This window comes from Parasulfuritortus cantonensis, from assembly GCF_004337445.1.
Classification (GTDB): Bacteria; Pseudomonadota; Gammaproteobacteria; order Burkholderiales; family Thiobacillaceae; genus Parasulfuritortus; species Parasulfuritortus cantonensis.
This window is the reverse complement of record NZ_SJZB01000018.1, coordinates 98,058-116,929: the sequence shown is the minus strand read 5'-3', so window position 1 is coordinate 116,929 and position 18,872 is coordinate 98,058. Positions and strand designations below refer to the sequence as shown.

At 68.7% G+C, this 18,872-nt stretch carries 20 protein-coding genes; 12 read left to right on the top strand and 8 right to left on the bottom strand.

The features are described 5' to 3' along the window. Positions 1-9 precede the first annotated feature (9 nt). The 3 genes from cfa (at position 10) to EZJ19_RS05430 (ending at position 2,430) form a co-directional block, all read left to right on the top strand. Complete coding sequence (gene cfa, locus EZJ19_RS05435) at positions 10-1,176, top strand: cyclopropane fatty acyl phospholipid synthase (protein WP_131445275.1); 1,167 nt, start codon at positions 10-12, stop codon at positions 1,174-1,176. A 139-nt stretch (positions 1,177-1,315) separates the two neighbouring features. Further along, the gene (locus EZJ19_RS15775; protein ID WP_165873472.1) at positions 1,316-1,492 is read left to right on the top strand and encodes a hypothetical protein; all 177 of its coding nucleotides are present in this window, start codon (positions 1,316-1,318) and stop codon (positions 1,490-1,492) included. A gap of 5 nt (positions 1,493-1,497) precedes the next feature. Further along, complete coding sequence (locus tag EZJ19_RS05430; RefSeq protein WP_131445274.1) at positions 1,498-2,430, top strand: ZIP family metal transporter; 933 nt, start codon at positions 1,498-1,500, stop codon at positions 2,428-2,430. 6 nt (positions 2,431-2,436) lie between these two features. On the opposite strand, the gene megL is transcribed toward EZJ19_RS05430, so the two are convergent. Continuing rightward, positions 2,437-3,636: a methionine gamma-lyase gene (gene megL / locus EZJ19_RS05425; RefSeq protein WP_131445273.1), complete on the bottom strand. Its 1,200-nt coding sequence runs from the start codon at positions 3,634-3,636 to the stop codon at positions 2,437-2,439. A gap of 72 nt (positions 3,637-3,708) precedes the next feature. On the opposite strand from megL, the gene EZJ19_RS05420 reads away from it, so the two are divergent. Beyond that, a complete protein-coding gene (locus tag EZJ19_RS05420; protein ID WP_131445272.1) occupies positions 3,709-4,074 on the top strand; it encodes a VanZ family protein in 366 nt (121 codons plus the stop codon). Continuing rightward, positions 4,071-4,865 carry a ferritin-like domain-containing protein gene (locus tag EZJ19_RS05415; protein ID WP_131445271.1) on the top strand — a complete coding sequence of 265 codons (795 nt, stop codon included), beginning with the start codon at positions 4,071-4,073 and terminating at the stop codon, positions 4,863-4,865. The genes EZJ19_RS05420 and EZJ19_RS05415 overlap by 4 nt, the downstream gene beginning before the upstream one ends. Positions 4,866-4,887: 22 nt before the next feature. On the opposite strand, the gene EZJ19_RS05410 is transcribed toward EZJ19_RS05415, so the two are convergent. Both EZJ19_RS05410 and EZJ19_RS05405 read right to left on the bottom strand, forming a co-directional pair. Next, entirely contained in the window at positions 4,888-6,186 is a 1,299-nt protein-coding gene (locus EZJ19_RS05410; RefSeq protein WP_131445270.1) for an ATP-binding protein, read from the bottom strand. Next, a complete protein-coding gene (locus tag EZJ19_RS05405; protein ID WP_131445269.1) occupies positions 6,183-6,905 on the bottom strand; it encodes a response regulator in 723 nt (240 codons plus the stop codon). The genes EZJ19_RS05410 and EZJ19_RS05405 overlap by 4 nt, the downstream gene beginning before the upstream one ends. Positions 6,906-7,009: 104 nt before the next feature. Here EZJ19_RS05405 and EZJ19_RS05400 point away from each other — a divergent pair, with 104 nt between their 5' ends. From EZJ19_RS05400 to EZJ19_RS05375, 6 genes are all read left to right on the top strand, one after another. Continuing rightward, positions 7,010-7,429 carry a hypothetical protein gene (locus tag EZJ19_RS05400; protein ID WP_131445268.1) on the top strand — a complete coding sequence of 140 codons (420 nt, stop codon included), beginning with the start codon at positions 7,010-7,012 and terminating at the stop codon, positions 7,427-7,429. 36 nt (positions 7,430-7,465) lie between these two features. Further along, the gene (locus EZJ19_RS16575; protein ID WP_131445267.1) at positions 7,466-8,008 is read left to right on the top strand and encodes a glycine zipper 2TM domain-containing protein; all 543 of its coding nucleotides are present in this window, start codon (positions 7,466-7,468) and stop codon (positions 8,006-8,008) included. Between the two features lie 66 nt (positions 8,009-8,074). Continuing rightward, positions 8,075-10,006, top strand: coding sequence for a lytic transglycosylase domain-containing protein (locus EZJ19_RS05390; RefSeq protein WP_131445266.1), 1,932 nt, complete (start codon positions 8,075-8,077; stop codon positions 10,004-10,006). A gap of 59 nt (positions 10,007-10,065) precedes the next feature. Then, positions 10,066-11,010 carry a complex I NDUFA9 subunit family protein gene (locus tag EZJ19_RS05385; protein ID WP_131445265.1) on the top strand — a complete coding sequence of 315 codons (945 nt, stop codon included), beginning with the start codon at positions 10,066-10,068 and terminating at the stop codon, positions 11,008-11,010. A 17-nt stretch (positions 11,011-11,027) separates the two neighbouring features. Next, on the top strand, positions 11,028-12,245 hold the full coding sequence (locus tag EZJ19_RS05380; protein WP_131445332.1) for a multifunctional CCA addition/repair protein: 1,218 nt from the start codon (positions 11,028-11,030) through the stop codon (positions 12,243-12,245). Next, positions 12,236-13,081, top strand: a complete 846-nt coding sequence (locus EZJ19_RS05375) for a radical SAM protein (protein WP_131445264.1) — start codon at positions 12,236-12,238, stop codon at positions 13,079-13,081. Before EZJ19_RS05380 ends, EZJ19_RS05375 begins: the two co-directional genes overlap by 10 nt. On the opposite strand, the gene EZJ19_RS05370 is transcribed toward EZJ19_RS05375, so the two are convergent. Further along, a complete protein-coding gene (locus tag EZJ19_RS05370) occupies positions 13,070-13,795 on the bottom strand; it encodes a DUF1631 family protein (protein WP_131445263.1) in 726 nt (241 codons plus the stop codon). The two genes, EZJ19_RS05375 and EZJ19_RS05370, sit on opposite strands and share 12 nt — an antisense overlap. Positions 13,796-13,951: 156 nt before the next feature. On the opposite strand from EZJ19_RS05370, the gene EZJ19_RS05365 reads away from it, so the two are divergent. Further along, complete coding sequence (locus EZJ19_RS05365; protein WP_131445262.1) at positions 13,952-15,244, top strand: OapA family protein; 1,293 nt, start codon at positions 13,952-13,954, stop codon at positions 15,242-15,244. A gap of 30 nt (positions 15,245-15,274) precedes the next feature. Here EZJ19_RS05365 and zapD read toward each other — a convergent pair whose 3' ends face one another. From zapD to EZJ19_RS05345, 4 genes are all read right to left on the bottom strand, one after another. Next, complete coding sequence (zapD, locus tag EZJ19_RS05360; RefSeq protein WP_131445261.1) at positions 15,275-16,054, bottom strand: cell division protein ZapD; 780 nt, start codon at positions 16,052-16,054, stop codon at positions 15,275-15,277. 121 nt (positions 16,055-16,175) lie between these two features. Beyond that, positions 16,176-16,796 (bottom strand): dephospho-CoA kinase, encoded by a 621-nt coding sequence (gene coaE / locus EZJ19_RS05355; RefSeq protein ID WP_131445260.1) that lies wholly within the window; start codon positions 16,794-16,796, stop codon positions 16,176-16,178. Beyond that, a complete protein-coding gene (locus EZJ19_RS05350; RefSeq protein WP_131445330.1) occupies positions 16,793-17,641 on the bottom strand; it encodes a prepilin peptidase in 849 nt (282 codons plus the stop codon). Before EZJ19_RS05350 ends, coaE begins: the two co-directional genes overlap by 4 nt. Then, positions 17,641-18,864, bottom strand: coding sequence for a type II secretion system F family protein (locus EZJ19_RS05345; RefSeq protein WP_131445259.1), 1,224 nt, complete (start codon positions 18,862-18,864; stop codon positions 17,641-17,643). Before EZJ19_RS05345 ends, EZJ19_RS05350 begins: the two co-directional genes overlap by 1 nt. Positions 18,865-18,872: the final 8 nt, after the last annotated feature.

Sequence of the window (18,872 nt, the reverse complement as noted above, 5' to 3'; positions counted from 1 at the left end):
GAGACGCCCATGCATCAGATCAGCGAGCAATCCGTCGCCTGGAATCCGCCGGCCCCCGCCGAAGCGCCGGCCATCCTGCGCGAATTGGCGGCCATGGCCGGCGTCCGCTTCAATGGCGACCGGCCCTGGGACATCCGGGTCCACGACATGGATGTCTACCGGCGCATCCTCAGCCACGGCTCCCTCGGTTTCGGCGAAGCCTACATGGACGGCCTTTGGGACTGCGACCGCCTGGATCAACTCTTTCACCGCCTGCTCGCCGCCGACGTCGACTGCCGCCTGGGCGGCTGGGCGCGCGTCCGGCTGTTGGGCGAATACCTGCGCCATGGCCTGTTCAACCTGCAATCCGCCCGGCGTGCCTTCCAGGTTGGGGAACAGCACTACGACATCGGCAACGACGTCTTCGAGGCCATGCTCGACTCCAGCATGGCGTATTCCTGCGCCTACTGGCAGCGCGCCGACACCCTGGCCCAGGCCCAGCACGACAAACTGGACCTGATCTGCCGCAAGCTCGAGTTGAAGCCGGGCGAACGGGTGCTCGAAATCGGCTGCGGCTGGGGCAGCCTGGCCCGCTTCGCCGCCGAGCATTACGGTGTCGAGGTGCTCGGCGTCACCGTATCGAAGGCCCAGCGGGAACTGGCGCTGAAACGCTGCGCCGGGCTGCCGGTACGCATCGACCTGATGGATTACCGCGATATCGAGGGCCGCTTCGACAAGGTCGTCTCGGTAGGCATGTTCGAACACGTCGGGCAGAAGAACTACGCCACCTACTTCGACGTCGCCCGGCGCGTCCTCGATGACGATGGCCTGTTCCTGCTGCATACCATCGGCAGCCACGTCAGCGTCGGCCGGACGGACCCGTGGATCGACAAATACATCTTCCCGAACGGCAAATTGCCGTCCGCCCGGGAACTCGCGCAGGCCGTCGAGGGTCGCTTCGTGGTCGAGGACTGGCACAACTTCGGTACCGACTATGACCGCACCCTGATGGCCTGGTGGGCAAATTTCGAACGGGCCTGGCCGGACCTGGCCGGGAAGTACGGCGAGCGCTTCCGGCGCATGTGGAAGTACTACCTGCTGTCGTGTGCCGGTTTCTTCCGGGCGCGCCAGGGCCAGCTCTGGCAACTGGTACTGAGCAAGCGGGAACGCCGGCCCGTCTACCGCTCGGTACGCTGACCGCCCGGCCCGTCGGGCCTTGGCATCCGTGCAACATCGGCATGACGCTATCTAAATGATAGCGATTTTCATATTGCCTAATCGAGGAATAAATCCTCTAATCAAATCAACGATATCGTTCGCATATAAGGAGGTTGAAATGAGCCTGCAGATCTATTACCGGTTGAAGGCCTGGCACCGTGCCCGGCACGAGCGCAAGGACCACCACGCCGAGCCGGCCTACAAGCCGGCTGCCGCCGAGCCCTATGACGCCAACCCGGTGGTCTATGCGGCCGGCATCGCCTGCGCCGGCCAGGTGGGCGAGCGCAAGCGCTGAACACGATGGCCGACGGCAGCGCCGCGCTCGGGCGCGGTTTCGGGCAGGATTGGAACGCGCATCTCCAGCGTCACCCGTGGGCGGCCGGCGGTCTGGCGCTCGCCGGTGCCGCGCTGGTCTGGCTGCTCGGCGCCAGCCTGTGGCAGCAGGCCGAGGCGGGCAACGGCAACGTCCTCCGTTACGCGGCGCTGGGGGGCTTGGCCGGCCTCGCCGCGACCAGTCTCGGTGCCCTGCCCGCCCTGTTCCTGCGCGGCATCGCCCAACGCACCGAGGACGTCATGCTCGGCCTGGCGGCGGGCATGATGCTGGCCGCCAGTTCGTTCTCCCTCCTCACCCCCGGCCTCGAGGCCGGTGCCTCGATCACCGGCAGCGCCGGCCTGGGTGCCGCGACCGTGGTGGCCGGCATGGCCCTCGGCGTCATGCTGATGCTCGGCCTGGATGAATTCACCCCGCACGAACACGAGAACAGCGGCCCCTGCGGTCCGGGTTGCGAACGCATCGGCCGGGTCTGGCTGTTCGTCCTCGCCATCGCCCTGCACAACCTTCCGGAAGGCATGGCGATCGGCGTCTCCTTTGCCCGCGGCGACCTCAACGTCGGCCTGCCCCTGACCTCCGCCATCGCCCTCCAGGACATACCCGAAGGGCTGGCCGTGGCCATGGCCCTGCGCGGCGCCGGGCTCGGGGTCGGCAACGCAGTCCTGGTCGCGGCCGCCACCGGCGTGATGGAACCGCTCGGCGCCTTGCTCGGTATCGGCCTGACCAGCGGCCTGGCCATCGCCTACCCGGTCGGCCTCGGCCTGGCGGCCGGCGCGATGCTCTTCGTGGTCTCCCACGAGGTGATCCCGGAGACCCACCGCAACGGCCACCAGACCCCGGCCACGCTCGGGCTCATGGCCGGCTTCGCCATCATGATGGTGCTCGACACCACCCTGGGCTGAGTCGCCTCAGGCCGCAGCGGCCAGCGCCGTCTCCAGATCGGCCAGCAAATCCCGGACATCCTCCAGACCGACCGAAAGGCGGACCAGGCCGTCGCTGATGAGGTGGCGTTCGCGTTCCTCGGCGTCGTAGGACGAGTGCGTCATGCTGGCCGGGTGCTGGGCCAGGCTCTCGGCGTCGCCCAGGCTGACCGCGCGGGTGATCAGCTCGAGCGCGTTGATGAAACGCCGCCCGGCCTCCAGGCCCCCCTTCAGCTCGAAAGCGATCATCGCGCCCGGCTGAGCCATCTGGCGCCGGGCCAGCTCGTGCTGCGGGTGCGACGCCAGGCCCGGATAGTCGACCCGGGCCACGGCCGGGTGACCGGCCAGGAACTCGGCGATCGCCCCGGCGCTGGCGCAGTGGCGGTCCATGCGGATGGGCAGGGTCTTCAACCCACGCAGGACCAGATAGGCGTCCATGGGCGACAGGCAGGCGCCGGTCATCTCCTTGATGCCCACCCAGCGCATCGGATCGATGATCTCCTTGCGCCCGACCGCCGCACCGGCGATGACGTCGCCGTGGCCGTTGATGTACTTGGTCAGGGAATGCACGACGACGTCGGCGCCGAGATCGAGCGGCCGCTGCAGGTAGGGTGTGCAATAGGTGTTGTCGACCGCGACCAGGGCCGGGCTGGCCTCGTGCACCAAGGCACTGACCGCGGCGATGTCGGTCAGGCGCATGTTCGGGTTGGCCGGCGTCTCGAAGAAGACCAGCTTGGTACGCGGGCCCAGGTGGCCACGCAAGTTGTCCGGATCGGTGAAGTCGGCCGCCTTCACGACGATGCCGAACTCGGGCAGCAGGTGGTGGGCAAGGGAGTGGGTGCAGCCGTACAGGGTGAGGTCGACCAGCATCTCGTCGCCCGGCCGCAGCGTGGTCCAGACCAGGGACGTGATGGCCCCCATGCCGGAGCCGAACGCGACCGCCGCCTCGCCGTTTTCGAGCGCCGCCAGCCGCGTTTCCAGATTGGCCACGGTCGGATTGGTGACGCGGCTGTAGATCATGCCCGGCTCCTCGCCGGCGAAACGCGCCGCACCCTGCTCGGCGGACGCGAAGGCGAAGGTGGACGACCAGTAGATGGGCGGATTCAGTGCGCCCTGGTGGCCGGCGGCATCGTGGCCGCCGTGGATGGCGCGGGTGGCGAAACGCCAGGCGGAGTCTTGCTGGGACATGCGGGGGCTACCTCGTGGTTGGTGTGGTTTGGACGTGGTGGTAGGCCCCGAATTAATCATAGAATCGCCGCCATGCCTACCCTCACCCATCGCCCCCTTTGGCTGGCCGTCGGCTGGAGCCTGGTCGCCCTGGTGACCGTGCTCTCCCTGATCCCGGCGCCGCAACTGCCCCACGTCGGCTTCAGCGACAAGATCCAGCACGCCATCGCCTACTTCACGCTGATGGCCTGGTTCGGCCAGGTGTTGGGCGCCCGCCTGCGGCCCTTCCTGGCCCTGCTGGCGATGGGCGCGCTGATCGAAGTGCTCCAGGGCATGAGCGGATACCGCGAGATGAGCGCCTACGACCAACTCGCCAACACCGTCGGGGTCGGCCTCGGCTGGTTGTTCACGCGCCTCCTGCCCGACCTCCTCGAGCGCCTGGAGACCCGGCTGCCGTGAACCTGCAGTGCGCCGTCCGCGCCGTCCTCGCCGAAACCGACGTCGATGCCAAGCTGGCCGGCGCGGACCGCCTGTGGGCGGACTGGCAGGCCGGCCGCCTGGACCCGGTGGCGACGCAACGGGCCGACCCGATGCTGGTCGAGGCCGGCCGGCCACCCCGGCCGGAACTGCTGCCCGCCCGGGCGATGCCACGCCGCGAACTGAGCGGCCCCGCCGGACACCGGGCGCTGATCCACGCCCTCTGCCACATCGAGTTCACGGCGATCAACCTGGCCCTCGACGCCGCCTATCGTTTTCCGGGCATGGCGGCCGCGTTCTACGCCGACTGGCTGCAGATCGCCGCCGAGGAGGCCCTGCATTTCCGCCTCCTGCGCGACCATCTGCGTCACCTCGGCGGCGACTACGGCGACCTGCCGGCGCACGGCGGTCTGTGGGAGACGGCGATGGCGACGGCGCACGACCCGCTCGCGCGCATGGCGGTCGTCCCGCGCTATTTCGAGGCGCGCGGGCTCGACGTCACGCCCGGCATCCAGGCCAAGCTGCGCGGCTACGGGGATGCGGCCGGGGCGGCCATTCTCGACGTGATATTGCGCGACGAGGTCGGCCACGTGGCCGCCGGCGACCGCTGGTTCCGCCGCTTGTGCGGCGAGCGCGGCCTGGTGCCGGCGCAGGAATGGCCGCGCCTGATCGCCGCCGCCGGCCTACCCGCACCACGCGGCCCGTTCAACGCCGAGGCGCGCGCCCGGGCCGGCTTCCCGGTCACCGAGCTCGCCCCGACCGGGGCGAACTGAGGCAGCGGGCCAGCGTCCGTCTTCAGACCCGGTCGAGCAATACCGAGGCGCACAGGCCGCCGCCCGGGCGGTCGGCCAGTTCCACCCGCCAGCCCTGGGCGTCGGCGAGCTGGCGCACGATGGCCAGGCCGAGGCCGGAGCCGCCGGTGTCCCGGCTGCGCGATTCCTCCAGGCGATAGAAGGGCTGGAACACCTTTTCCCGCTCGGCCGGCGGAATGCCCGGCCCGCGGTCGAGCACCCGAACCACGGCCCCGGAGGCGTCGCACGCCAGTTCCAGTTCGACCGCCTGGTTGCCGCCGTAGCGCAAGGCATTCTCGACCAGGTTGCCGACCACGCGGTTGAGGGCCGCGACACTCAGGCGCCGGCTGCAGGGCACGGACGCCCGCACCCTGACCTGTTCCGGATGACTGCAACTCGCCGCCATCTCGGCCAGGGCCCGGTCGAGCGGGACCTCGGTCTCGCCTTCGCCTTTGAGCGAACGGGCGAAGTCGAGCATCTGGGCGATCAGCCGGGTCATCTCGCGCAGGTCGTCCTCCATGCGCGCCACCATGGCCGGATCGCTGTCGTCCAGCATGGCCAGGGCCAGCTGCATGCGGGTGATCGGGGTACGCAGGTCGTGCGAGATGCCGGACAACAGCACGGTGCGGTTCTCGAGCAGGGCCTGCACTTCGTCGGCCATGCGGTTGAAGGCGGCGGTGAGGTCGCGCAGCTCGGTTGCACCGGTCTCCGGCAGGCGTTGCGGCAGGCGGCCCTGGCCGACCTCGGCGGCCGAGCGCGCCAGCAGGCGCAGCCGCGCCGCCGTCCGACGGGCAAGGAACAGCGCCGCCGCCAGGGTCAGCAGGGCGCCGGCCAGGAACACCGCGCCCGCCTCCCAGGGGGCGTCGAGTTCGTAGCTGTCGCGCAGATAGCCGACCCGTAGCATGTTGCCGGCCAGGGTGACCTCCACCCAGGCCCAAGCCGGGTCCGGCCCTTGTTTGAGCTGGACGGCCTGGCCGGTACGCCGGCTCAGCGCATGTTCCAGCAGGTCGCCGAAGGCACTCGGCGGCAACCGCGTGGCGAGTGGCTTGTCGACCTTGCCGAGTTCCAGGTTGTGCTTCAGGAACAGTTCGATCTCATAGTCCGAGCGGGTCTCCGGCGGCAGTTCCACCCAGGTCTGCGCCGCCAACACCATGCGCGCCGCCAGGTCGTCGGCGGAGCGCTCGGACAGCGGCGACACCACCGTCTTCCAGACGGCGTACATGGCGGCGCCCTGGGCGAGCAGGAAGATGCCGAGCAGGATCGCCGCGGCGCGCCCGAACAGGCTGTTGGGCAGCAGAGTCAAGCCACCTTGCCCTTGGGCGCGAACAGGTAGCCCTGCCCCCACACGGTACGGATGTAGACCGGATTGGCCGGGTCGTCCTCGATCTTGCGGCGCAGGCGGGTCACCCGGACGTCGATGGAGCGGTCGAACGGGTCGCGCTCGAACCCCTTCAGCCAGTCCATGATCTGATCCCGCGACAAGGCCCGGTTCGGGTGTTCGCTGAATATCTTCAGCAGGGCGAATTCCGCGTGCGTGATGGTGATCTCCTCTCCCTCGCGCAGCAGGCGCTGCGCCGCCAGGTCCAGGCTGAAGGGGCCGAAACGGTATTGCTCCGGATCGTCCGCCTCGTCGGCCTTGGCCGGCGTGCTGTTGCGGCGCAACACGGCGCGTATGCGGGCGAGCAGCTCGCGCGGGTTGAAGGGCTTGGCCAGGTAGTCGTCGGCCCCGACCTCGAGGCCGACGATGCGGTCGATGTCCTCGCCGCGCGCCGACAGCATGATGACCGGCACGTCGCGTTCGGCCTTGACCCGGCGAGTCAGGGCGAGGCCGTCCTCGCCGGGCATCATCAGGTCCATCACCAGCAGGTCGGGCTCGAAGCCGGGCAGGCGCTCGTCCATCTCGCGGCCGTCGCGCGCCGTCTCGACCTCCATGCCCTGCTTGACCAGGTAATCCCTGAGCAGATCTCGGATGCCGGCATCGTCGTCGACGACCAGGATGCGGGGTTGTCGGGAGGATTCCATGTCTTGGCCTGTCTTGGTAACACTTGGTTACAAATTTACCGGAGGCGGAAACTGCCTGGAAACCGCCGGTGCCTATCGTGTGAAGCGTGCAAAGGAGATATGCCATGAACGCCACCTGCCACAAGCTGATTCTAACCGCCCTCGCCGTCCTGGCGACCGGCACCGCGTTCGCCGCCGACCGCTCCGGGTTCGGCGACCCGGTGTTCAGCGGTCAGGTGATCGGCCCGGTGGCGGATTGGGGTTCCGACGAGCGCGCCCGCTTCCGCAACCAGTGGGAACAACTGCCGCCCGACCAACGCGAGGCGATGCGCTACCAGTTGCGCCAGGAGTGGGACAACCTGCCTCCGGAAGCGCGCCAGAAGCGCCGCAACGAATTGATGAACCGCATGGAAGAACGGCAGGGCGGGCGCCGGCCGGAGGCCCAGGACGATGATTCCGGTTATGGCCAGGGTTACGGCACCCGGCCCTGGGGCCACCAGGACAAGAAGAAGGACGACGGCCGCCGCAACCGCTATCGCGACTAATTCGATCATTACGCATCACACGAGAAGGAGTACGTCATGAAAACCACGCAAATCGCCACCAGCCTCGCCCTCATCCTGGCCACGCTGCCCGCCTGGGCCGGCCATTACCCGCCGCCGCCGGCGACCGATGCCGCGCCCTTCGCCGATACCGCCCGCGTGGTATCCAGCGTCCCGGTCTACGAGGAATACAACGACCCCAGCCGCGAATGCTGGACCGAGCAGACCGGCTACAGCTACCGCAAGGACGACCGTTCCTACGGCGGTGCGATCCTCGGCGCCATCGTCGGCGGCGTGGTCGGCAACCAGATCGGCAGGGGCGGCGGCCGCACCGCCGCGACCGCCGCCGGCGCCGCCATCGGCGCCGTCACCGGCGACAACATCGACAACGACGACCGCGACGGGCGCCGCGTTCCGGTCAGCGAGGAGCGCTGCCGCACGGTGGACCACTGGTCCCGCCGCGTCACCGGCTACAACGTCGTCTACCGTTACCAGGGCAACCAGTTCTCCACCTTCCTGCCCTACGACCCGGGCCCGACCCTGAAGGTGCGCGTCTCGGTCAGCGTCGACGAACGCTGGTGAGCCGTCCCGGGCCGGTCGGGAGGGTGTGTTAGAGTGCGGCCTCGATAGAGTCAATTCACCGAGGCCGTGCGCTTTCTCCGTATCTGCTGCCTGCTGGTCCTGGGCCTGCTGTTCGCCGAAGCCGTACTGGCGTCGGCCGACAAGGACTTCCTGGCTGCCCGCGACGCCTATGGCAAGGGCCGTAGCGACCAGTTCTCGCGCTATGCCGCCCGGGTCCCCGAACGCTACCCGCTCAAGGTCTACCTCGACTACTGGCGCCTGAAGGGGGCCGGCCCGGCCGGCGACGACTGGCTGGCCTTCGCCGACGGCCACCCCGATACGCCCCTTTCGGAGCGCCTGCGCCAGGAGGTCGCCCGCAGCCTGGGCCGTTCCGAGGACTGGACCGGATTCCGCAACGTCGCCGGCAAGCTGGTCAAGCAGGACAAGGAAATACAGTGCTTCGACCTCCGGGCCCGCCTGGCCCAGGGAGCACCCGACGCCGGTGCCGCAGCCATGGCCCTATGGCGCACGCCGCAGGACCTGCCCTCCAGTTGCGATCCCCTGTTCATCGAACTGGCGGTGCGCGGCTGGCTCGGCACCGACGACCGCCTGGCCCGCCTGCGCCTGGCACTGGCCGCCGGCAATCTGCGCCTCGCCCGCGAGCTCCTGGCCACCCTGCCGGACGCGATCCGCCCCGATCCCAATCTGTTGGAGCGGGCCCAGCGCAACGCCGAGCAGATCCTGGCGACGCCGCCGACCGACCCGGCACAGCGCGAAATCCAGCTCTATGCCCTCGGCCTGCTCGCCAAGAACGACCCCGACCGCGCCGCGGCCATCTGGGAGATCAAGTCCGCCGACGCCCCGGAGGCCGACCAGGGATACGGCTGGGGCACCGTCGCGGTCGCCGCGGCCCGCCAGCAGAAACCGGAGGCGGCCGGCTGGTTCATGCGCGCGAACAACCGCCTGAGCGACAGCCAGCGGCCCTGGTTCATCCGGACGATGCTGCGGGCCGGACGCTGGGCCGACGTCTACCGCGGCATCGCGGCGCTACCGCCGGGCATGCGCGACGACACCGTGTGGCGGTACTGGCGTGCCCGTGCCCTGAAGGCGCTGAACGCCGGTTTCCAGGCCAACCAGCTGTTCGCCCAACTGTCGCAGGAAATCAACTACTACGGCCTGCTCGCCTATGAGGAGCTACCCGTGCGCATGGAGGCGCGGAGCGACGAGTTCCGGCCCGGCCCGGACCTCCTGAACGCCGTCGCCTCCCGGCCCGGCATCGTGCGCGCACGCCTGTTGCACAAATTCAACCTCAACGTCGACGCGGCCGCGGAATGGGAATGGGCCCTGCGCGACATGAGCGACGCCGAACTGCTCGCCGCCGCCGAACTCGCCCGGCGCGACGAATGGTACGACCGCGCCATCCTGACCGCGGAAAAGACCCGCGAACTGCACAGCTTCGACCTCCGCTACCTGACCCCCTACCGCGACCTCGCCGAGGCCCAGGCCGAGCGCAACGGCCTCGACCCGGCCTGGGTATACGGGCTGATGCGCCAGGAATCGCGTTTCGTCGACTATGCCCGCTCCGGCGCCGGCGCCCGGGGCCTGATGCAGATCATGCCCGACACGGCGAAGTGGGTCGCCCGCCAGATGGGCCTGGGCCGCAAGGCGCACGCCAAGGTCGGCGAGCCGGAGACCAACATCCGGCTGGGCACCTACTACCTGCGCAACCTGCTCGACCGTCTCGGCGGCTCGCCGGTCCTGGCCACCGCGGGCTACAACGCCGGGCCCGGACGTGCCCGCCGCTGGCAGGCCGAGGCGCCGCTCGAGGGCGCCATCTACACGGAGACCATCCCGTTCACGGAGACCCGCGAATACGTCAAGAAGGTCCTGGCCAACGCGATGTACTACAGCCGACGCCTGGGCCAGCCCAGCACCTCCCTGAAGGACCGGCTGGGGACGGTACCGGCGCGGGCGGGGACGGAACCGGCGACCGACGGCGATACCGACACCGAACCTTGAACCGGCCGCGCCGGGATGGTGTTTAATTACAGGTTCCCGTCACGACAATTGAACGAGCCATGCTGAACAAGAACGTCTGCATCCTGGGCGGCGGCGGCTTCGTCGGCCGTCATCTCGCCAGCCAGTTGGCCGCCCGCGGCTGGCGCATCACCGTGCCGGCCCGCCAGCGCCAGCGCGCCAAGGACCTGTTGGTACTGCCCGGCATCGAGGTCGTCCAGACCGACGTCCACGACCCGGAAGTCCTCGCCCGCCTGTGCGCCGGCCAGGACGCCGTGATCAACCTGGTCGGCATCCTGCATGGCAGCGAACGCGCCTTCACGGCCGCCCACGTCGAGCTGCCGGCCAAGGCCATGGCCGCCTGCCAGGCCGCCGGGGTGCGGCGCTTTCTCCACATGAGCGCGCTGGGCGCCGATCCGGCTTCGCGCAGCCTGTATCAGCGCAGCAAGGGGGAAGGCGAAAGGCGGGTCCTGGACCTCGGCCGCCAGTACGGCATCGACGTCACCGTGTTCCGGCCTTCGGTGATCTTCGGTCCCGGCGACAGCTTCCTGACCCTGTTTGCCGGCCTGCTCGGCATGGCCCCGGTGGTACCGCTCGCCAACGCCGGCACGCGCTTCCAACCGGTCCACGTGGTCGACGTGGCGCGCGCCTTCGCCGACGCCGTCGGCGATCCGGAGAGCCATGGCCAGGCCTACAACCTGTGCGGCCCCGAGGTCTATAACCTGGCGCAGCTGGTCGGCCTGGTTGCCGCCACCCTGGGCCTCAAGCGCCTCATCCTGCCGCTCGGCGCGGGCGCGTCGTACTGGTTCGCCCGTGCCATGGAACTGAAGCCCGGCACCAAGCTGATGACGCGCGACAACCACTACGCCATGCAGACCGACAACGTCTGCCCGGACGGTTTCCCGGCCCGGTTCGGCCAGCCGCGCGGCCTGGCGGCCAGTCTCGACTACCTGCGCGGCGGCCGCCAGGACCAGTACGACGGCTACCGCACCGTAGCCGGGCGCTGATGCGCTTCCCCGAGCACATCCGCGTCTACGTCGTGGGTGGCGCCGTGCGCGACGGCCTGCTCGGCCTGCCGGTGCAGGATCGCGACTACGTGGTCGTGGGCGCGACTCCGGAAGAAATGACCCGGCTCGGCTTCCAGCCGGTCGGCAAGGACTTCCCGGTCTTCCTGCACCCGGACACGCATGCCGAATACGCCCTCGCCCGTACCGAGCGCAAAACGGCACGGGGTTACAAGGGCTTCCAGGTCTACAGCGCGCCGGACGTGACCCTGGCCGACGATCTGGTGCGTCGTGACCTGACCATCAATGCCATGGCCATGGATGCGGACGGCACCCTCATCGACCCGCACGGCGGCCGTGCCGATCTGGCCGCGCGGGTCCTGCGCCACGTCAGCCCGGCCTTCTCGGAGGACCCGGTACGCATCCTGCGCGTTGCCCGCTTCGCCGCCCGCTTCGCCGACTTCACCGTGGCGCCGGAAACCATGGCCCTGATGCGTACCATGGTGACCAACGGCGAGGTGGACGCCCTGGTGCCGGAACGGGTCTGGCAGGAACTGGCGCGCGGCCTGATGGCGGCGCAGCCGTCGCGCATGCTGACGGTGTTGCGCGAGTGCGGCGCCCTGGCCCGCCTGATACCGGAACTGGACGCCCTGTTCGGGGTACCGCAGCCGGCCCTCCACCACCCGGAGATCGACACCGGCGTGCACCTGCTCATGGTGATCGATCGGGCGGCCGAGGACCGCCTCGAGCTGGCCGGCCGCTGGGCCGCCCTGCTGCATGACCTCGGCAAGGGCGTCACCCCGGCTGCCCACTGGCCCGCCCACCACGGTCACGAAGGCCTCGGCGCCCCGCTCGCCCGGGCGGTCAGCGAGCGCCTGCGGGCGCCGGCCGAGTGTCGCGACCTGGCCGTCCTCGCGGCACGCGAGCACGGCATCGTGCACCGCGCCGGCGCGCTGCGCGCGGGCACGATGGTCGAGCTGTTCGAACGTTGCGACGCTTTCCGCCGGCCGGAACGGTTCGCGGAGCTTCTGGCGGTCTGCGCGGCCGACGCCCGCGGTCGCGGCGGCGCCGCCGAGGCACCCTATCCGCAGGCCGCCCGTCTCGGCCAGGCCCTGGCCGCGGCGCGCGCCGTCGACGCCGGCGCGGTCGCGCGCGCGGCCGCGCCGGGGCGAATCCCCGAAGCGGTCCGCCAGGCCCGCGTCGCGGCCGTACGCGCCGCACTTCCGACATGCAGCTGACAACCACCGACCACGACCGCGATGCCGTTGGCCTGACCTACGTCTACCCGGTGCTGTCGCGGCGCGCGGGCGGCGTTTCCATCGGCATCAACCTGAACGTCAACCACGCCTGCAACTGGCGCTGCATCTACTGCCAGGTGCCGGACCTGACGAACGGCGGGCCGCCGCCGGTCGACCTGCCGCGCCTGGAGACCGAGCTGCGCGGCATGCTGGCCGATGTCCTGACCGGCGACTTCATGGCCCGCTCGGTGCCCGAGGGCCTGCGCCGGCTCAACGACATCGCCCTGTCGGGCAACGGCGAGCCGACCAGCGCGGCGGAGTTTGCCGCCGTGGTCGACCTGGTCGGCCGGATACTGGATGAATTCGGCCTCGCCGGCCGGCTCAAGGTCGTGTTGATCAGCAACGGCAGCCTGATGCACCGGCCCGCCGTCCAAGCCGGCCTGCGCCGACTCGCCGAACTGGGCGGCGAGGTCTGGTTCAAGATCGACCGCGCCAGCGTCGAGGGCCTGCGCGCCATCAACCACACGGACTCGACGCCCGCCCGGGTGTTGCGCAACCTGGGCCACTGCGCAAGCGCCTGCCCGACCTGGATCCAGACCTGCGTATTCAGCGTGGATGGCGAACCGCCCGCGGAAACCGAGCTGGCAGCCTACCTGGACCTGCTCGGCCAGGCCCTGGCCGACGGCCTGGCCCTGCGTGGGGTCATGCTCTATGGCCTGGCCAGACCGTCCACGCAGCCGGAGGCGCCCCGCCTGGGCCGCCTGCCCGAGGACTGGCTGACGAGGCTGGCCGGGCGCCTGGCCGCTCTGGGCTTGCCGGTCAGGCTATTTCCCTAGGCTCGCCTCGCCCTTGGCCAACTTCTCGGCCAGGCGTGCACTGGTGAGCGACATGGCGTCGTAGCCCTCCTCGTCGGCGAACAGGTACATGCCGCCCATCGGGCTGATCCATTGCAGGAACAACGGCTTCTCGCGGTCCGCAATGCGGAAGCGCACGCTGTCGCCGACCTGCAGGGCGGCGATGGCCGCCGCCAGGTCCTCCTTGCTGCGCCGGGAATCGGTCGCCTCCGAGACGCTGGAGGCCTCCAGCGAAGCGATCTCGGCCTCGGAAAACTCGAGATCCGCATCGCGCCCGAGCTGGGTGATCGGACCGTCCGGCGCGAGCGCCGCCTCCAGACCGGCGCGCGCCACGGCGGCATGCAGCAGGGCCAGTTGGGAAAACAGTTCGTCCCGTTCGGCCGGCGCCAGATTCATGGCGTCGCAACCGTCATGCAGGCGGCCGAGCAGGGTGGGCACGAGACGGAGGAACTGCTCCGTCTCCTCCTGGCCCTGTTTCGGCGTCAGGCTCCAGAGCAAGGCATTGACGGTATGCCAGCCGGCCTCCCAGTCGGGATGCTGGTCGCCATGGCTGAAGAACACCCCGGCCAGCAGATAGGACCAGTGGTTCAGCAGGAAATGGCGTACCTCCCGCGGCGCCCCGCTGCGGGTGAGGCGGCTTTCGATTTCCTGGCAGATACGCTCGTGTACTTGGCGTTCGCGGCTCTTGAATAACATCGGCAGACTCGATCCCAACCGGATCAACCGTGATCCCCCGGCATTCTACCTTGCCGCATAGCCGGCCGTGGCGCCCATATCCAGGGATAAAAGGTTCAATTGGTCGGATTTTTTTGGTACTCTTGTGCCGAATTTCCGCACAGGTACGGTTTCGGCATGCAGCACATAACGCGTACATTCGCCTTCTTGGCGCGCCATAAGCGCTGGCTACTGGTTCTCTCCGCCATCCCGCTGTTCGAAGTCGTCACCGCGTTCGGCGTCTCGCCCGATACCGTCACCCAGAACGTCCCCCAGACTACCGTCGTTGCCGACGTTGCCCTTCCGGAACCGGCCCAGGCCGACAGCGGGGCGTTCGACTTCTGGCGCGAAGAGCGCATCCAATCCGGCGATACCCTCGCCTCCCTGCTCGACCGCCTGGGCGTCGGGCCCGAAGACATGCCGGGGGCGCTGGCGGCGAGCCGCGGCCATGCGGCCCGGCTGATCGCCGGCCGCACCATCCTGGCCAAGGTGACCTCCGGTGGCCGTCTGTTGCTGTTCCGCTATCTCATCGACGACTCGAACCTGCTGACCATCGAGCGCGCCGGCGACGGCTTCGTCGCCAAGGACGAGGTCATCCAGCCGGAAACCCAGGTGGTCATGCGTTCCGGCGAGATCAAGTATTCGCTGTTCGGCGCCACCGATGCCGCCGACGTTCCCGATTCCATCGCCTCCCAGATGGCCGAAGTGTTCTCCGGCGACATCGACTTCCATCGCGACATCCGCCAAGGCGACCGCTTCTCAGTGGTCTACGAGGTCCAGTACCAGGGCGGCCGTGCCCTGCGTACCGGGCGCCTGCTGGCCGCCGAATTCGTCAACCAGGGCCATGCCTACCGCGCCGTCTACTTCCGCGACCCGCAGGGCCGGGAGAGCTACTTCACCCCGGACGGCAAGAGCATGAAGCGCGCCTTCCTCAAGTCGCCGATTCCGTTCAGCCGTATCTCCTCCGGTTTCTCGAGCGCCCGTTACCACCCGGTGCTGAAGGAATGGCGTGCCCACAAGGGCATCGACTACGCCGCCCCGACCGGTACCCCGGTGCGCGCGGTATCCGACGCCAAGGTCGCCTTCGTCGGCCGCAAGGGCGGCTACGGCAACCTGATCGTGCTCAGGCACCAAGGCCCCTACAGCACCGCCTACGGTCACCTTTCGCGCTTCGCCAAAGGCCTGCGCAACGGTGCCCGGGTCAGCCAGGGGGACATCATCGGCTATGTCGGTGCCACCGGTCTGGCGACCGGCCCGCACCTGCATTACGAGTTCCGGGTCAACGACGTGCAAAAGAATCCGCTTGCCGTCCGCATGCCGGCCGCCTATCCGCTCGAGGCCCGCTACCGCGCCCAGTTCGGTTCCGCCGCGGCGCCCCTGGTCAGCCAACTCAATCTGCTCCAAGGCCGCAACCTGACCTCGCTCGACTGAGCCCTGCCCTGGCCAGACGGGCTCGGCGTCTCAGATCGGCTGCACGCAGCAGCCGATGAGCGAGCAGAAGACCAGTTCGAACGTGACGTCCTGTTCGTAGGTCTTCGGCTTCTGGTTCTTCTCGACGGTGACGAAGCGCAGGTTGACGGCGTACTTGTTGGCGCTGACCTCGGGCACGCAGGGCCAGCGCTCGTCGAGCCCGACCCGCAGCATCTGGACGACGCGCCCGCCCAGCATGAGTTGGAAGGTGCCGTTCACGGCCGAGTAATGGCCTTGGTTGCCACTTTCCCGCAACAACTCCAGGATCAACTCGACCCCGCTCCGGATCGGCTGCAGGGGGGCCAGCCAGCGCTCCAGGTCGGCGACGCGGACGGCCGCGGGCTGGTTGAGCCAGTAGTAATAACCGGGCAGATCGAAGCCGCAGGCGCCTCCGGGGATGCCGGTCCGGCTCTTGATGCCGGCCAGCCAGTCGTTTTCCCGGATATGTTGGCCGAGCTTGCCGGACAGGCCGTGCAACGTGGCCAACGCGCTGGCGAGCCGCTCCAGCAGGGGCTCAAGGCGGTCCGGGTCCACCGCCGGATTACCGCGTAACGGTTCCAACGACAGTTTCTGGCGTTCCAGTTCCTGGATCAATTCGCTGCGCAACTCCGGCCGGGCCATGACGTCCGCCAGCTCGAACAGCGCGAGGAGGCCGGCATGGTGGGAACGGGAATCGCCGGCCCGGACGAAAAAGCCGGCCTTGCCGAACAAATCCTCCAGCCGCAGCCAGGTACGGATTCGTTCGTTCAGGGGATATTCGTAAACGATCACTAGGACCTATTCATTCCGGGATGGCAGTCAACGACGGCGGGGATATACACCGTCCAAGGTATTTCGCGCTTGCCGGAATTGTGCAGGATGGTGTCGGATGTATGCAATGCCCGGTTGCCCTTCAGTGGCGTCCGGCGGCAGCGGCATAGGCCCGATGCAGGACATCGACCTGGGTCGCGAGACTGGCGGCGGCGCCGCGGTTGTCGATGACATCGTCGGCCGCGGCCAGGCGCGCCTCCCGCCCGGCCTGGGCGGCCATCACGGCGCGTACGGTGGCCTCCGCCAAACCGTCCCGCTGGACCACGCGGGCAAGCTGCTGCCCGGGTTCGCAGTCCACCACCAGGACGCGGTCATAGAGCTCGCCGTAGGCGGCCGTCTCGACCAGCAACGGCACCACCAGCACCACGTAGGGAAACCGGCCGAGGTCGACCAGTTCGGCCGCCGCCCGGGCACGGATCATCGGGTGCAGGAGACCCTCCAGACGGTGCCTCGCGGCCGGGTCGGCGAATACCAGGGCGCGCATGCGGGCGCGGTCGAGGCCGCCATCCTGGGCGATGAAATCCGGGCCGAAGGCTGCGCGCAGTGACGCGATGGCCGCGCCACCCGGTGCGGTGATGGTCCGCGCGATGACGTCGGTATCGACGATGCCGGCCCCGCGCTCGCCGAACATCCGGGCGACCAGGCTCTTGCCGCTCCCGATGCCGCCGGTCAACCCGACACAATAGGGGCGCAGACGCGTCATGCGCCGAGGTATTGCCGCATCAGGGCCGTGCCCCAGAACAGCGCGACGAGCCCGGCAATGGAGAGGTAGGGCCCGAACGGGATGGGCCGGGCACGGTCGTGCCCGGCCAGGAGAATCATGGCGATGCCGACGATGGCACCGACCAGACTGGAAGCGAGAATGATCAGCGGCAACATGGTCCAGCCAAACCAGGCCCCGAGCGCGGCAAGCAGCTTGAAGTCACCGTACCCCATGCCTTCCTTGCCGGTCAGGCGCTTGAACATCTGGTAGACCAGCCAGAGCGCCAGGTAACCGGCGACAGCCCCGATCACGGCATCCGGCAGGGAAGCGAACATCCGGCCCAGGTTGAGCAGCAACCCGAGCCAGAGCAGCGGCAGGGTGATGGCATCGGGCAGATACTGGGTATCGAAGTCGATTCCGGCGAGGGCGACCAGGGCCCAGATCAACGCGAAGGCGGCCGCCGCCTGCCAGGTGAAGCCGAACTGCCAAGCGGCCGCGCCGGTAAGCAGGGCAGTGGCAAGCTCGACCAGCGGATAGCGCAACGAGATCGGTGCCTGGCAAGCGGAGCACTTGCCACGCAGGAAGAGATAGCTGAGTACCGGGATGTTCTCATGCCAGGCGATGGCATGGCCGCAGGACGGGCAGGCCGAGCGCGGCACAACCAGATCGTAGCGCGGCACCTCGTGCGCCGGTTCGCCGCGCAATTCGGCGCATTGTGCCTGCCATTCCTGTTCCATCATCCGGGGCAGGCGATGGATGACCACGTTGAGGAAACTGCCCACCACCAGCCCGAGCAGAACCGCGACGCCGGCCCAGATTGCCGGCGAGGCGGCCAGCACTTCGATCAAAACGCGGTCCCCAGCTTGAAGATCGGCAGATACATGGCGATCACGATGGTGCCGATCAAACCGCCCAACACCACCATGATCAACGGCTCGATGAGGCTGGATATGCCGGCGACGGCGTCATCCACCTCGCGTTCGTAGAAGTCGGCCACCTTCTCCACCATGGAATCCAGGGCACCGGACTCCTCGCCGATGGCGACCATCTGAATCAGCATGGTCGGGAATACCTTGGCGGCCTGCAGCGAAGACGTCAGGCTGGCGCCGGTCGCCACGTCGGTACGCAACTTCAAGGTCGCCTCCTCGAACACGGCATTGCCGGAGGCCCCGGCGACGGACTCCAGGGCCTCGACCATGGGCACGCCGGCGGCGAACAACGAGGAAAAGGTGCGTGCCCAGCGCGACACCGTGGCCTTCTCGATGAGCGGCCCGAAGATGGGCAGCTTCAGCGACCAGGCATCGATACGTGCCCGGAACGTCTTGGAGCGGCTGAACGCCTGCATGAAGGCGGCGATGGCGATGCCGATGACGCCGAATATCGCCCACCACCATGCCGTGAAGGCATCCGAAATCTTGATCACCAGCGCCGTGAGGGCGGGCAACTCGGCACCGCTGCCTTCGAACAGTTCCTTGAAGGTCGGGATGACGAACAGCATGATCCCGGTGGTGATGATGAAGGCGACCACGACCACGATGGCCGGATACATGAGGGCCGACTTGATCTTGCCCTTGATGGCCAGGATCTTTTCCTTGTAGGCCGCGATCCGGTCCAGCACGGTCTCGAGGATGCCCGCCGCCTCGCCGGCCTCGACCAAGTTGCAGTAGAGCGCGTCGAAGTGCTTCGGATGGCGCCGGAAGGCCTGGTTGAGCGAGGTACCCGACTCGACGTCGGCCTTGACCACCCCGAGCAGGCGCTGCAAAGAGGGGTTGGCGTGGCTGCGCGCCGTGATATCGAACGCCTGCAGCAACGGTACGCCGGCCTTGACCATGGTCGCCAACTGGCGCGTAAACAGGGCGATGTCCTTTTCCGTGATCTTCTTGCCGCGCGCCAGCATGCTCTGCTTGCGCACCTTGGTGGCATTGATGCCTTGCCGGCGCAGGCTCTGCTTGACCACGGCCTCGCCGGCCGCCAGCATCTCGCCCTTGATCTTGCGGCCGAGCTTGTCGGTACCTTCCCAGACGAACGGAATCTCCGCGGCCTGTTTAGCTATCCTGGCTACCGCCATGCTGTCAG

Coding starts and splice junctions, on each gene's coding strand:
- coaE (WP_131445260.1), bottom strand. CDS start 16,796: ATGACGCGTCTGCGCCCCTATTGTGTCGGGTTGACCGGCGGCATCGGG.
- EZJ19_RS05420 (WP_131445272.1), top strand. CDS start 3,709: ATGCCTACCCTCACCCATCGCCCCCTTTGGCTGGCCGTCGGCTGGAGC.
- EZJ19_RS05400 (WP_131445268.1), top strand. CDS start 7,010: ATGAACGCCACCTGCCACAAGCTGATTCTAACCGCCCTCGCCGTCCTG.
- cfa (WP_131445275.1), top strand. CDS start 10: ATGCATCAGATCAGCGAGCAATCCGTCGCCTGGAATCCGCCGGCCCCC.
- EZJ19_RS05405 (WP_131445269.1), bottom strand. CDS start 6,905: ATGGAATCCTCCCGACAACCCCGCATCCTGGTCGTCGACGACGATGCC.
- EZJ19_RS16575 (WP_131445267.1), top strand. CDS start 7,466: ATGAAAACCACGCAAATCGCCACCAGCCTCGCCCTCATCCTGGCCACG.
- EZJ19_RS05375 (WP_131445264.1), top strand. CDS start 12,236: ATGCAGCTGACAACCACCGACCACGACCGCGATGCCGTTGGCCTGACC.
- EZJ19_RS05430 (WP_131445274.1), top strand. CDS start 1,498: ATGGCCGACGGCAGCGCCGCGCTCGGGCGCGGTTTCGGGCAGGATTGG.
- EZJ19_RS05370 (WP_131445263.1), bottom strand. CDS start 13,795: ATGTTATTCAAGAGCCGCGAACGCCAAGTACACGAGCGTATCTGCCAG.
- megL (WP_131445273.1), bottom strand. CDS start 3,636: ATGTCCCAGCAAGACTCCGCCTGGCGTTTCGCCACCCGCGCCATCCAC.
- EZJ19_RS05365 (WP_131445262.1), top strand. CDS start 13,952: ATGCAGCACATAACGCGTACATTCGCCTTCTTGGCGCGCCATAAGCGC.
- EZJ19_RS05345 (WP_131445259.1), bottom strand. CDS start 18,864: ATGGCGGTAGCCAGGATAGCTAAACAGGCCGCGGAGATTCCGTTCGTC.
- EZJ19_RS05385 (WP_131445265.1), top strand. CDS start 10,066: ATGCTGAACAAGAACGTCTGCATCCTGGGCGGCGGCGGCTTCGTCGGC.
- EZJ19_RS15775 (WP_165873472.1), top strand. CDS start 1,316: ATGAGCCTGCAGATCTATTACCGGTTGAAGGCCTGGCACCGTGCCCGG.